The organism is Citrobacter sp. Cm046 (genome assembly GCF_030333065.1).
GTDB lineage: Bacteria > Pseudomonadota > Gammaproteobacteria > Enterobacterales > Enterobacteriaceae > Citrobacter > Citrobacter murliniae.
Map to the genome: position 1 here is coordinate 263,421 of NZ_JAOWGP010000042.1, position 13,146 is coordinate 276,566.

11 protein-coding genes are annotated in these 13,146 nt (G+C 47.2%); 9 read left to right on the forward strand and 2 right to left on the reverse strand.

The window, feature by feature from the left end; translation table 11 throughout:
* Positions 1–5: 5 nt before the first annotated feature.
* A complete protein-coding gene (locus OGX98_RS15500) occupies positions 6–440 on the reverse strand; it encodes a tripartite tricarboxylate transporter TctB family protein (protein ID WP_200012333.1) in 435 nt (144 codons plus the stop codon).
* 14 nt (positions 441–454) lie between these two features.
* Positions 455–1,432 (reverse strand): Bug family tripartite tricarboxylate transporter substrate binding protein, encoded by a 978-nt coding sequence (locus OGX98_RS15505; RefSeq protein ID WP_200012332.1) that lies wholly within the window; start codon positions 1,430–1,432, stop codon positions 455–457.
* Positions 1,433–1,585: 153 nt separating this feature from the next.
* Between OGX98_RS15505 and tctD the strand changes: the two genes are divergently transcribed.
* The 9 genes from tctD to OGX98_RS15550 all read left to right on the forward strand — a co-directional run bounded on the left by tctD (position 1,586) and on the right by OGX98_RS15550 (position 13,138).
* Positions 1,586–2,260, forward strand: a complete 675-nt coding sequence (gene tctD / locus OGX98_RS15510; RefSeq protein ID WP_045446507.1) for a transcriptional regulator TctD — start codon at positions 1,586–1,588, stop codon at positions 2,258–2,260.
* On the forward strand, positions 2,247–3,659 hold the full coding sequence (locus OGX98_RS15515; RefSeq protein ID WP_045446504.1) for a sensor histidine kinase: 1,413 nt from the start codon (positions 2,247–2,249) through the stop codon (positions 3,657–3,659). The genes tctD and OGX98_RS15515 overlap by 14 nt, the downstream gene beginning before the upstream one ends.
* A 527-nt stretch (positions 3,660–4,186) precedes the next feature.
* On the forward strand, positions 4,187–5,602 hold the full coding sequence (locus OGX98_RS15520; protein ID WP_045446501.1) for an undecaprenyl-phosphate glucose phosphotransferase: 1,416 nt from the start codon (positions 4,187–4,189) through the stop codon (positions 5,600–5,602).
* Entirely contained in the window at positions 5,592–6,878 is a 1,287-nt protein-coding gene (locus tag OGX98_RS15525; protein WP_286595540.1) for an outer membrane beta-barrel protein, read from the forward strand. The genes OGX98_RS15520 and OGX98_RS15525 overlap by 11 nt, the downstream gene beginning before the upstream one ends.
* A gap of 1 nt (position 6,879) precedes the next feature.
* Positions 6,880–7,437, forward strand: coding sequence for a polysaccharide biosynthesis/export family protein (locus tag OGX98_RS15530; protein WP_045446495.1), 558 nt, complete (start codon positions 6,880–6,882; stop codon positions 7,435–7,437).
* Positions 7,438–7,439: 2 nt separating this feature from the next.
* Positions 7,440–9,569: a GumC family protein gene (locus OGX98_RS15535; RefSeq protein WP_048220717.1), complete on the forward strand. Its 2,130-nt coding sequence runs from the start codon at positions 7,440–7,442 to the stop codon at positions 9,567–9,569.
* Positions 9,566–10,777 carry a lipopolysaccharide biosynthesis protein gene (locus tag OGX98_RS15540; RefSeq protein ID WP_045446489.1) on the forward strand — a complete coding sequence of 404 codons (1,212 nt, stop codon included), beginning with the start codon at positions 9,566–9,568 and terminating at the stop codon, positions 10,775–10,777. The genes OGX98_RS15535 and OGX98_RS15540 overlap by 4 nt, the downstream gene beginning before the upstream one ends.
* Positions 10,774–12,159 (forward strand): capsular biosynthesis protein, encoded by a 1,386-nt coding sequence (locus OGX98_RS15545; RefSeq protein ID WP_286595500.1) that lies wholly within the window; start codon positions 10,774–10,776, stop codon positions 12,157–12,159. Before OGX98_RS15540 ends, OGX98_RS15545 begins: the two co-directional genes overlap by 4 nt.
* Positions 12,149–13,138 (forward strand): glycosyltransferase family 2 protein, encoded by a 990-nt coding sequence (locus OGX98_RS15550; RefSeq protein WP_286595501.1) that lies wholly within the window; start codon positions 12,149–12,151, stop codon positions 13,136–13,138. Before OGX98_RS15545 ends, OGX98_RS15550 begins: the two co-directional genes overlap by 11 nt.
* Positions 13,139–13,146: the final 8 nt, after the last annotated feature.

A 13,146-nucleotide genomic window follows, 5' to 3' on the forward strand; every position in this document is an offset into this window, starting at 1 on the left:
CTCCGTTAACTCAGCCAGGCGCCGAGAGGTAAGGTGACGTCAAGCAGCCGATCGAAGGCATACCACAGAAGAATGCCGAGGACAGAGCCAGAAATACCCGCAGCCGGAATGGTGGCACCGAACAACATGCCAATCACCACGGTGAGAATGGCGGTGGCAATCGGAAAGCCCAGCCATTCAAACCCCCAGGCGTACATCAACAGAACAATCACCATCGTGAGCAGTTTTTGCAGCACGTGGCGGCGAGGCCAACTGATGGTGTCCGGATGACGCAACAGCAGCGCCACGGCGCACAGGAGCATCAGGCTGATAATGCCAAGTGGAAAGGGACGCGGCCCAACCGGTTCATAACTGTATTCGCTGCTGATTTGCCAGGCTATGAACAGCCCGGCGATACAGAGCAACAGCCAGATACCCGCAAAAATACGATCGCTCATCATCAATGTCCCTGCGGTTATTTAGCCAGGCCGAAGGCTTTCGCCTGCTCACGATAATCGGTGACCTGCTTCTTCACGTAATCGTCGAGCTGCTTGCCGCTCATGTTGAATTCGAACAGACCGCGCAGTTCGCGCTGCTTTTTAAACTCATCGGTCTGCTGGAGCTTGTTAAATGCTTCAACCCACCACTGATATTCAGCATCGCTGACTTTTGGTCCGACGTAGAAGCCACGGATGATCGGCCACACGAGGTCATAGCCCTGCTCTTTAGCTGTAGGGACATTTGCCAGTTGGCCAGGCAGACGTTCGTCAGAGAACACTGCCAGCACACGGATCTTGTCGCCGCTGAGATAGGGCACCATTTCGCTCAGATCCCCAGAAACTACCTGCACATGATTTCCCATCAGCGCAGTCACCGGCTCGCCGCCGCCTTCAAACGCCACGTAACGCATCTTGTGCGGATCGACGTTGGCTTTTTGTGCCAGCAGCGCTGACTTCATCCAGTCCTGACTGCCGATAGAAGCACCAGCACCAATCACCACGCTGTTGGGATCTTTCTCCATGGCCGTCAGCAGATCTTTCAGCGTTTTCCACGGTGAGTCGTTGCGTACGGCAATCATGCCGTAATCAGTTCCCACGCTTGCCAGCCAGCGCACATCATCGACGCCATAGCGACCAAACTTGCCCTGCGACAGGTTCAGCAGCGAGCCGCCAGAGAAGGCCACCACGGTTCCCGCCTCGGCAGGGCGTTGCGCGACGATGGCGTTATAGGCTACCGCGCCCACCCCGCCGGGCATGTAGGTCACGCGCATCGGTTTTTCGATAGCACCCGTTTCCATCATGCTCACCTGAATCAGCTTACAGGTGAGGTCGAATCCCCCGCCGGGTTTCGCCGGAGCGATACATTCAGTGCGTGAGGGGGCTTGTTCAGCCAGAACAGCGGTACTCATCAGTAACATGCTTGCAGTAAGGGTACGAAGTAATTGTTTTTTCATTATTTATCCTCGCGCCGGGCGACCGGAGTTTCGGGTACGAAAGAAGATTTTTGTGATTATGTGAGCCGATGTGTAGCAGTTCGGTTGCATGATTGTTAAAACATTAACCTTTCAATTCCCTTTCAATGCGGCAGAAACTTTACAGGATGTGATATGCGTCTCTTATTAGCGGAAGATAACCGTGAATTGGCTCACTGGCTGGAGAAAGCGCTGGTACAAAACGGTTTTGCTGTCGATTGCGTCTTTGATGGGCAGGCCGCCGATCATCTCTTGCATAGCGAAACGTATGCGTTGGCGGTTCTGGACATCAATATGCCGGGGCTGGATGGTCTGGAAGTCGTTCAGCGACTGCGCAAACGCGGGCAGACGCTCCCGGTTCTGCTGCTGACGGCGCGTAGCGCAGTGGCTGACAGAGTGAAGGGGCTGAACGTCGGGGCCGATGATTATCTGGCGAAGCCGTTTGAAATTGAAGAGCTTGATGCGCGACTGCGGGCACTGCTGCGACGTAGCGCAGGCCAGGTGCAAGGTATACAGCAACTGGGGGAACTGGCATTTCATGATGAAGGTTATTTTCTGTTGCAGGGGCAGCCGCTGGCGCTCACGCCGCGTGAACAGGCGCTGCTGACGGTGCTGATGTACCGGCGATTACGCCCGGTTTCGCGCCAGCAACTGTTTGAACAGGTCTTCAGTCTGAGCGATGAGGTCAGCCCTGAAAGCATTGAACTGTATATCCATCGCCTGCGTAAAAAACTGCAGGGGAGCGATGTGAGGATCGCGACGTTGCGCGGCCTGGGTTATGTGCTGGAGTGCTGTGATGAAGTGGGTTAAGCCCCAGTCGCTGTACCTGCAGTTATTAATGTTTCTTGGCTTGCCGCTGTTGCTGCTGTGGGGACTGTCGGCGTTTAACAGCTACGTTAGCGCTCTACAGGCAGCGACGCAGGCGTATGACCGGACGCTGCTCTCATCGGCCAGAACGGTGTCTGAGCGACTTGTGGTTCGTAATAAACAGCTCGAAGTCAATGTGCCATGGGTGGTGCTGGACAGCTTTGAACTGAACATGAATGACAGGCTGTATTACAAAGTGGTTGATCCGGCGGGGAAGGTAATTTCCGGCTATGACGATTTACCTGCGATGCCGCCAGCTACATCGCGCACCCGGCTTTATCCGGCGCTGGCGTGGTTTTATCACACTGAGTATCGCGGGGAGGCTATCCGCGTGGCGCGTCTTCTCCAGCCGGTGAACGAAGGGGGAATCGTTGGTATGGCGGAGATTTATGTCGCTGAAACGCTGCAATCGCGGCGCTATCTGGCGGGGCAACTGCTCTTTTCCTCATGGGTTTCTCAAGGGTTGCTGGTGTTACTGACGCTGGTACTGGTCGGCTGGCTGCTTCGTCGGGTATTACGTCCCATGCGCCAGCTGTCATCATTGATGGTGCGCCGTGAACCGGGGCTGTTGACGCCGTTGCCGGAGCTGCTGCCATGGTCGGAAACCCGTCTGCTGATTGTGGCATTCAACCGCTATATCGATCGGCTACGCGCGCTTATTTCGCGTCAGGAACGCTTTAGCGCAGATGCATCTCATCAGCTCAAAACTCCGCTGGCAGTGCTTAAAACCCAGGCGGCGGTAGCCCTCGCCAGCCCACAGCCGCAGCAGTGGTATGAGAGTTTACAAGCGATGAGTTCGACGCTGGATAGCACCATTCAACTGACAGAAAGGCTACTGCAGCTTTCCGCGGTAAAGCGTAAGGAGCAGGGGGAAAGACATTTTTCACCGGTCAATCTGTATGAGGTCGTGCAAACCAGCTGTTTTACTCGTCTAGCGCAGGCGCGCAGTAAAGCCATCGATCTGGGTTATGAAGGTGAACAGGACGCGGTATGGATTGAAGGAGATGAGGTTCTGCTTGGTGAGCTGTGCGGGAATCTACTGGATAACGCGCTGAAATATACGCCAGCGCAGGAAATAGTCACTGCCAGACTACTACGAGAAGGGGAAGCGGTGGTGCTGGTGGTTGAAGACAGCGGTCCCGGTATTGATGATGATCGGATGCATCAGGCGCTGTTGCCGTTTCATCGCCTGGATAATGTCGGCAATGTTCCCGGAGCGGGTATCGGTCTGGCGCTGGTGAATGACATCGCGCGTTTGCACCATACGCGTCCACACCTGTCTCGCAGTGAGACGTTAGGAGGGTTAAGCGTACGGGTACGGTTTTTGAGCGTATCGTGCTAAGAAAGAGATACAGATGCTGTTTATCGTCTGTCTGTACCCCTGGTCTTTCAAGCTGCCTCAATGCACTCGAAATCTATTGGGTATATATTCCAATTAATTAACTTTATTATTAATTAGAATTTTAATGGTTTCATTTTGTTATTTATTGGATGGGTGTGTGGAGAATATTTTTTATAACTCTCTCTGTGTTGAGCATTAACTTAGCAGTAATGGTGGGCAAAAAAGGAAAAACAGATGATATTTATCATACATAAGTGGGTATTCCATAGTCTATGGATTGTTATCTGTCAATAGTCGATTTGTTGCTAATAATCATTTTTTTTGATAATGATAATCAAGTGCTGATATTTTTAATAACCTTAAAAATCATATAAATACATACTATCAATGGAGCCAGAGTCACATTGTGTAGCATTATTTTTTACATTTACTGACAATGTACCATTGCGTTTTTTTGACTTGTGATATAATTAGCAACATGAAAAGAGCAAAAAATAATTAAAGATCAATAGATAATAGGCTGGGATATGCTGAAAAATTCGCTAAAGATTAGCAGTCAAGGATACCCAGTATTTATAAAACTGGTCGATTTTATTGTTATCAACTTAACGTTGATTGTTAGCGCACATCTGTTGAATATGGCGCCATTTAAGACAGTTGCTATTTTGAGTGTTCTTTTTTCTACCTTTTTTCTGCTGTTTGCTGAATATACTAAAATGTATCAGCAAAAAATAAAGACCATTGGCTTACGTAATCAAAAACGACTGCTTTCTTGTACCTTGCTGGCGATTATTTCTATTGAGATAGTCAGCGTTGCGGTGGCTGAACCTCAGACATTAGGATACTTAAGTAAACTGGACAACCCAGTTTGTTCAGCTATTATTTTTTGGTATCTCTTTCCCTTACCTTTTTTATATTACATTCGTTTTTTCATTTTTAAATATTCAACCAAGAAAAATGTTCGCGTAGCGATTATTGGTCTTACCGATAATGGCCTCGCTGCAGAAAATGCATTGATGAATGAATATTCCAATATCCAATTAGATTTGGCCTTTTATGATGAACGCAGCTTATCCCGCTGCGGTGATTTTGTTAACAGAATTAAAAGCCCCTTTAGAGGGCCGGTGATCAACCTGGTTGAAGAGGCTAAACTGGGAAATATAGATGAAATCTATATTGCGTTGCCGATGGTGGCGCTACAACGTATTCGTCATTTTTTGGCCATGATGTCTGATACCACGGTTGATACCTATATTGTGCCTGATTTTTATACTTACAGTAACAATATGTCTAAGTTGAGATCTATCCATAATCTGCAAACTATCGGTATCTTTAGTTCCCCGTTTGAAGGGGCCGGATCGTTTATTAAGCGGGCTGAGGATTTGGTGCTGGGCAGCATTATTATGGTGATGATCTCTTCGCTAATGTTAGCGATCGCTATTGGTATCAAACTCACTTCACGTGGGCCAGTATTTTTTAAACAAGACCGCTATGGTTTGAGTGGGCAAAAAATTAAAGTCTGGAAGTTTCGCTCTATGCGGGTAATGGAGAATTCCGACACGGTGATTCAGGCCACGAAGAACGATCCGCGAGTGACGAAATTTGGTAGTTTTTTGCGTCGAACGTCGCTTGATGAGTTACCTCAGTTTATTAATGTGTTGCAAGGCAGCATGTCGATTGTGGGTCCAAGACCGCATGCGGTTACGCATAATGAGCAATACCGTAAGCAGGTAGAAAATTACATGATCCGCCATAAAGTTAAGCCTGGGATCACTGGCCTCGCGCAAATTAACGGGTTTCGTGGGGAAATTGATGCGCTCTACAAGATGGAAAAACGCGTTCAGTATGATATCGAATACATTCAAAACTGGTCGTTATGGCTGGATATAAAAATTATTATTAAAACTATTTTCAAAGGATTTGTCGGTAAGAATGCATACTAAATTAATAGTTATTACCGGAATCGTGATATCGCAGTCCGCATGGGCTGATTTAACACCGAAATCACACATTGGCTTTGCCGGGATCGACTTCCAGGGCAAGGTTGCTGTGGACTACGGTTATGATGATAACGTGACTTATCAGCCACATAACAGTGATGCTATTGGTTCCTCATTTCAGAGCGCAGCGCCAGTGCTGAGTATGATCGGAGAGCGCGGTCAGGATAAGTATTTACTGATGTATTCCGGCGATTACCGTAACTATTCAAGCGATTCCGCTGATAACTACAACGATCATTTTTTCCGTTTTAACGGTGCCTGGCGTTATGGGCAAATGCACGGTTTAACTCTCAATCTGGAAGATTCTCTTGGGCATGAAAATCGTGGTCGTGATATCACTGAAGGTTTTCTGCCGGGCCAGTTTCGGCAGTACGGAATTACATCTCCGCTGACGACAAATTTTATCAACAGTGAATTACGCTATAGCTACGGTGCGCCAGATGGACGTGGTAAAGCGGAGTTGGCGTTGTTATATAAAAAACTGACTTTCGGTAACACGCAGGATACGCAAGATACCAGTGAGGATTTTTACAATTACATCCTTGATCAGGAATGGCATGAAAATAGCCTGGTTGCAGAGATTTTTGATCAATACACATCCAGAACGCGTTTTCGCTATAGTTTTATTACTAACCAACGTCACTATGATAACAACTCAGAAAAAGACAGTAATGAATATTATTTGCTTTACGGTCTGAAATCGCAGCTGACGGGGAAAACCAATGTCGATATGAATATCGCCTGGTTGTACAAAACATTTGAAAACAGCCCAAACTCGCATGATTTTAATGGTCTAAACTGGGATATTAAGGGAGAGTGGAAACCGTTAAAACAGTCTGTTTTTACCGCTCGTACCGCGCAAAGCATTAAAGATCCATCGGAAGTTGGGGGTTATATTTTAGTGACTGAGTATGGGATTTCTTACCAGCATTTTTGGTTAGGTGAACGCTTTTCAACCATTCTCGACTATGCCTACACCATGGAAGACTATAAGAAACAAAACAAGGACCGACATGATAAAAATGGTGTCTTCAGTGTAACCATGAGCTATGACTACACACCGTCTGTTAATTTTGAGATTAAATATCAGTTAGATACATTAAATTCGAATAAGGATACTGACTCGTTCTTTATCGGTCCCAATGACAATCAGGAAGTCATAAGAACGTTAGGTTATGATAATTCGATGATTATGCTTAAAGCTAAGGTTCAGATCTAAAATGAAAATAATAGAACTGTGCGCGTTTTTTCTATTCAGTATCCTGTTGGTCGGATGCGCAACGTCCAGACCACCATTAACGGACGATCCTGCTGTCACCTCAGAGGATTACCGACTTGGTGCCGGGGATACTGTCAATATCGTTGTTTACGGGGAACCGGAGATGACGATGAAGTTTATTGTGGATAAGAGTGGCTCAATAAATTTCCCCTATATTGGCGTGCTCGCATTGAAAGACAAAACGCCTGAACAGGTGAGTGCGGAATTATCTCAACGTTTACGCAATGGTTATATGGTTAATCCTATGGTGACCGTAAGCATTGCTGAATTCCGTAAATTCTACGTTTCAGGTGAAGTGAAAAGCCCGAATGCATTCGCTTATGAGCCGGGACTTACCGTAGAAAAAGCTATTGCCCAGGCGGGGGGATTTACTGACCGTGCAGACCGCAAAGATATCAACATTCGACTGGCTGGTAGCAATCAGCTCCTTGAGAATGTCGATTTAACGCACTCTGTTCGTCCTGGGGACGTCGTGATTATTGGCATGGGGTTCTTCTAACGATGAAACTATCTATAGTGGAAAACGGCAAGAAAAGAGAGAACTCAGTCGATTTCTCACGCTTTGCCAAAGAACTTAAAAAGAATGCCTGGAAAATCGCACTTGCCGGTATCGTTGCGGGGGCGGTGGCCTATCCATTAATCAGCATGATGTCATCAAAGTATGTTTCGACGGCGACTGTGCTGATTAAGGCCCAGGCTGATAATGTTTCGCCGTTTCCACAGGTTGATGGTTTTGATTCAACGCGCAGTGGCTACTACGAAACCCAATATGCTCTGATGCAGTCACGAATCATTCTGGAGCAGGCTGTGCGCGATCTGAAGTTGGATGAAAATCCGGACTTCAATGGTGAGAAATCGGGTACTGGCGGGGCTGACAGCAGTGAGAGTCGGCAGTTGAGGGTCGAACAGGCGCTGAAGACGTTGTCGAAAGACCTGAAGATCGTCGGCATTCGCACGACTAATCTGGCGTCCATTTCCTATGAATCTACCTCTCCGCAGCTTTCGGCTGAGATAGCCAATGGCGTGGCTCAGGCTTTTATCAACTACACCGTTGAGCAAAAGCGCGAGAAAGCAGAGAAAGCGAAAGAGTTAAATGCTGCAAAGATGGAAGAGGTGCAGAAGTCAATTGCTAAACAAAAAGCGGAGATGGATGACTACCTGAAAAATGCGGGGCTATTAACGTTCCGCGGTATTGATGGTTTTGAAACAGAGCAATTAAGTATTGTAACCAATCGTCTGGCAGATGCGACTCAACGTCGTGTCGCCGCGGAATCTGTTTATAACGAAGTGAATGGTCGCGGAAAGTCTTCCGGGGATATCATTTCTCTGCCCTCTGTTTCTGACCATGCACAGATTCAGGATTTACGTATTGCACTGATTCAGGCACAGCGCGTGCTGTCTGAACAGAGAAAATTGTATGGGCCTAAGCACGCAACCATCTTAAAAGCAGAAGCCGACGTTCAGTCGATTCAAAATCAAACGCAGCGGGTACTGGGTGAACTGAAAGCTGGGTTACGTCAGCAATATCTGGCTGCGGTGACAGATGAAAATAACTACCGGCAGCAGTTGGCGCAGCAGAAAGAGATATTCCAGAAAATGGCGTCAAAACGGGATATCTACAACAGCCAAAAACTGTCACTGGATAAAATGGAAGATCTGTATAAAACGCTTTACCAGCGTACTCAGGAGTTGTCGCTTTCCGGCGTAAATGCTGACGCGGTGCTGTATGATCCTGCAGTTCCTCCGCTAAAGCCTGCTAAGCCGAATAAGTCGTTACTGCTGGTGATGATTGTTATGCTGGTGGTCGTTTTCAGCATTATGTATTTCATCGTTAAAGCGGCAATGGATAATTCGATTAGCACCCTTAGCCGGATGAAAAAACGCCTTAATATCGAACCCTTGGGTGAGATCCGTCGTTTCATCGGTATAACGGGGCGAGCACAGGTTCGCGACCTGATCCTGAAGAACCCGTTGAACGCCGATATTATTCACGGTATTCGCACGCGGATAATGTTAGATAACCGCGCGTTACAGACGGTCGCGATGGCATCGGCGGAGCATGGTGAAGGGCGCTCTCTGTTAGCTAATCTGCTGGCGAGTTCATTTAGCTTCGATCAGAAAACACTGCTTATTGATGCGGACTTCTTTAATCATGATGGTCTGTCTACTGAGCTTGCTACCCCGGCATCGGCTGGCATGGCGGAACTACTGCGGGGTGAAGCCGTACTGGAAAATACGCGTATTAAGATTAATGAGAATCTTGATTTTATTCCGCACGGCAAGGCCACGATCTCCTCTTTACTGATGCTGTCGTCTGAACGTGTTGAACCCTTAATGCGCGAACTCAAGTCGCAATACCAGCGCATTATTATTGATGTTGCCGCGGTGAATCAGAGCCAGGATATCCAACTGCTTAAACGGGCGGTTGACGGCGTTGTTTTCATCGTGAAAGCCGGGAGTGGTTCAGCGGAGACAATTGCCAGCGCGCTGGATAAGATTGAAGATAATCAGGGCGTTGTGATTGGCGCGGTATTAAATGCGGTCGAGGAAAAGAATCTTGAAACGCAAGAGGGACTGCGTTCACTGAACTTTAATACTGACCAACTGATGACTACGCCAGGTCGTGTATGAGTCTACTGAAGAGTGCTTCCACGATAGCCGGTTCATCAGTCATCTCGCAGTTGATTGGTGCGCTGTCTATCTGGTTGATCTCACACAAGTATGATATGGCTGAGGTTGGGCTTTATGCGCTCAACTACAGCATTGCGGTGGTTGGGGCACAGGTGTGTACCTTTGCCTCACAGCTGTTGATTCCTAAACAGCAGGATGAGGACCTGGCGCAAAATGTGGTGTTTTGTCTGCTGCAAAGTGCGGTAATTGCGCTGCCGTATGCCGCATTAACAGCATGGTTATTTCATCAGAACGTCCTGTTTCTCTATTTGCTGTCGCTTTCAAATGCGTGGGTTTTAATATCAGAGAATTTGTCACTGCGGACGGCAAATTTTTCTTTTCTGATATTTCAGCGAATTTCTGTCTCAGTGGTAGTGGTGCTCTCAGTGCTGCTCACTCATCATGTACAGATGTTCTACTGGTCGTGGGCATGTGCGATGATGCTGCTGACGACGAGCTGCATTTTACATTCGTTTGATATTCGTTCAGTGACTGTTAAGCATCTGCGCCCATCCAGTAACCTGCTATTTTTTAAACAGCATATTCACCATATCACTAAGGTCGGGAGTGCCGAGGTGTTGGCGATGGCAAGCAGCAACTTGCCGATCATGTTAATTAACTTCTGGTTCTCGGCGCTGACAGCGGGCTATTTTTCAGTCGTCAGTCGGTTCTGTCTGGCACCCGTCGTGATCATCGGTAATGCAGTACGCAATACGATTTTCTCAAAGTGGTCTATGGATTTCCGGAACAACACCTTTAATTATCAAGAGTATACTAAGGTAAGGATGCTGCTTTTGGTTCTTGGGGTTGTTTGCACTCTCGGGGTGTTTATTTTCTATCCGATTGTGATGCGGCTTGGTTTTAGCGAAGACTGGATTAACTCTATTGAGACTTCGCGCTACATGTTGCCCTATTTGTTTCCGGCGCTGGCGATCAGCCCTTTGACGGTGATTGAGCTGATATTTGGTTCCCATCGCTATTTTCTCAGGATCCAGCTTGAACAGCTGGCCATTGTGTTGATTGCTTTTGTTGTGACGCCTTATTTTTATCATGACTATGCAGCGTCAGTAATATTATTTTCTTCACTGACCTTTATTCGTTATACGTTCATTTATCTCAAAATGAACAAACGTGCCAATCTCCTGAAAGACAAGCCGGTGATATTATGACATTGAATACCGGATATTATTTACAGGCCTATACCTTTATTACGTTGATACTGTGTGGTCTGGTGCAGTATTTCACTGGTATGCAGTCGGTGCTGTGGATCCCATTTTTTCTGACGCTGCTGATGGTCGGATTAATGGTCATGCAGACACGGGATGCCCCGCTGCAACTGGATGCGCAGGAAACCATAATCCTGGCACTGTATTTCTCTTTTCTGGTGCTGGCCGGGGCCTCAACTCTGCTCCAGGGGGGAGTAACCGTAGCGGTTGTCGCGTTTAAAAACGAAATTGCGTTGTCGCTGGTGATGATCTGTTTGCTACTGGGATTTTGCCGGGAATCGCAGATTTATCGGGCCACGCGATATTTGTATTGGGTGTTTTACGTACAAATTCCGGTAATGATATATCAGGTGTTACTGGTGGTTCCTCAGCGCGTTGCTCAGCGTGGTGAAGATGAAAAATGGGACTCCGTAGTGGGTACATTTGGCGGCGACCCAATGGGCGGCGGGAATACAGCAGCAATGGGGTTGTTTTGCCTGTTAATCATGTTGCTAAAACTCTCGGAGTATAAGCACGGGCTGACGACGTTTAAATCTATGGCGCTGCATATTGTGCTCGGGCTAGGGTTATGCATCATTGGTGAAGTGAAGTTTGTCATCCTGCTTTCACCTCTATTCCTGGTATGGGTATGGCTCTCCCCGAGCTATGTCAAAGACGTCAGTAAGATTAACTTCAAGACGTTGATTTTGATCGTAGCGGGTATGCTATTGCTTATCTGCCTGTCGGTTGTGATTCTTGCCTGGTACTATACTTCGGCTTTTGGCGCCGACCCGACGAAAAGCTCATTGAGCATTTTCATCGATTCTCTGAGCTATATTTTTGACCCAAACTACGTCATGTCTACCGGTGAGTTGGGGCGCTTTACGACGTTTCTGTTCTGGCTAAAAAATAACGATCTGTGGGGGCTGTCGGGCACGTTATTTGGCTACGGACTTAATGCGACAAACAGCGGAAGTACAGTCTCCCCTGGGTTTTTGAATATTGTTTATAACTTAATTCTCGATTCCACTTCTCTGAGTATGCTTCTTTGGGAAATTGGTGTCATCGGCACACTGCTTTTTATTAGTCTGTTTATTTATATTCTGAAAGTGTGCCAGCCAAAACCATTGCTGGTGCTTGAGCAACTGGATAAGCAGGATCTCCAGTTGTTGAGCTTCGCGCCAGCGTTCAACGCTTTTGCTATTAGTTGTTTAATCAGCTTACCTTACAGCCAAATACTGATGATAACGCCGATGTTACAGTTCCTTTTTTATTTGTCACTGGGCTCAAGCTTAGTGATTCGTCGAACCGTTCTTCGCAGCGCAGGGGGATGGGATGGACAATAAACCATTTATTTCAGTAAGTATTAAGACTCTCAACGAATCAAAAGGTATTGAGAAAACGATCGATAGTATCCGGCGACAGCTCGTAGGCTACCCACATAAAATTATTGTTGCCGATAGCCTGTCGACCGATAACACCCAGCAACTGGCGGTAAATAAAGGGGTGACGGTGGTGTCATTAACCGATCCTGGCGATCGCTGCTGCGGTGTGGGGCATCAACTGGGTTATCTTTTTAGTGAAGGAGATTACCTGTTGCTGATGGATGGCGATATGGAGCTGGAAGAAGGATTTATCGATCGGGCCATCGCATTTTTACAGGCTGAACCGGAATATGCGGGTGTTGCCGGGACCGTAGAAATGGATGATGCCGTTAACTATGAATTTAAATCCCGTAAGCAACGAATTAATCAAATTTATCCCATTGGGGATTGCGATCATTTAGGTGGCGGTGGGTTGTATCGCCGTTCTGCGATAGAAAAAATAGGCTATCTGACAAACCGGAATTTACATGCTTATGAAGAGGCTGAGTTGGGTCTGCGCATTACTGGCGCAGGTTACAAACTGCGTCGTCTGGATATTCCGTATTTTAGCCATACTTCACATACCATGCCGACGTTTAAGATGCTGATGCATCGGTGGAAAACAAGGTATTACCAGGCGCCAGGCGAGCTGTTGCGCTGTAGCTGGGGGAAACCCTGGTTTATGGGGGCACTAAAAATAGTCAGGAATGAGGCCGTATTTGCCCTCTATCTTATTTTGTTGTTCGCTGCACTGCTCACTTTTAGCGGTAAAGTCATGGCGGTTGCACTTCTGCCATTACTGGTATTTACCCTGTTGAAAATAGTGAAAAACCGCTCGCTAAGCGATGGGTTACAAAGCGTAATAAATATGGTTGTTCGTTCAGCGGGGTTGCTCAAAGGGTGTATTTATCCGGTACGCGATCCGCTGACTCCGCCCAACAGTAAAATCATTCATGAATAAACAGGGCA

Bases quoted from the DNA above. Each gene is read 5' to 3' on its own strand.
- OGX98_RS15530 (WP_045446495.1), top strand. From the start codon at position 6,880: ATGAAAATAATAGAACTGTGCGCGTTTTTTCTATTCAGTATCCTGTTG.
- tctD (WP_045446507.1), top strand. From the start codon at position 1,586: ATGCGTCTCTTATTAGCGGAAGATAACCGTGAATTGGCTCACTGGCTG.
- OGX98_RS15540 (WP_045446489.1), top strand. From the start codon at position 9,566: ATGAGTCTACTGAAGAGTGCTTCCACGATAGCCGGTTCATCAGTCATC.
- OGX98_RS15505 (WP_200012332.1), bottom strand. From the start codon at position 1,432: ATGAAAAAACAATTACTTCGTACCCTTACTGCAAGCATGTTACTGATG.
- OGX98_RS15515 (WP_045446504.1), top strand. From the start codon at position 2,247: ATGAAGTGGGTTAAGCCCCAGTCGCTGTACCTGCAGTTATTAATGTTT.
- OGX98_RS15545 (WP_286595500.1), top strand. From the start codon at position 10,774: ATGACATTGAATACCGGATATTATTTACAGGCCTATACCTTTATTACG.
- OGX98_RS15535 (WP_048220717.1), top strand. From the start codon at position 7,440: ATGAAACTATCTATAGTGGAAAACGGCAAGAAAAGAGAGAACTCAGTC.
- OGX98_RS15550 (WP_286595501.1), top strand. From the start codon at position 12,149: ATGGACAATAAACCATTTATTTCAGTAAGTATTAAGACTCTCAACGAA.
- OGX98_RS15525 (WP_286595540.1), top strand. From the start codon at position 5,592: ATGCATACTAAATTAATAGTTATTACCGGAATCGTGATATCGCAGTCC.
- OGX98_RS15520 (WP_045446501.1), top strand. From the start codon at position 4,187: ATGCTGAAAAATTCGCTAAAGATTAGCAGTCAAGGATACCCAGTATTT.
- OGX98_RS15500 (WP_200012333.1), bottom strand. From the start codon at position 440: ATGATGAGCGATCGTATTTTTGCGGGTATCTGGCTGTTGCTCTGTATC.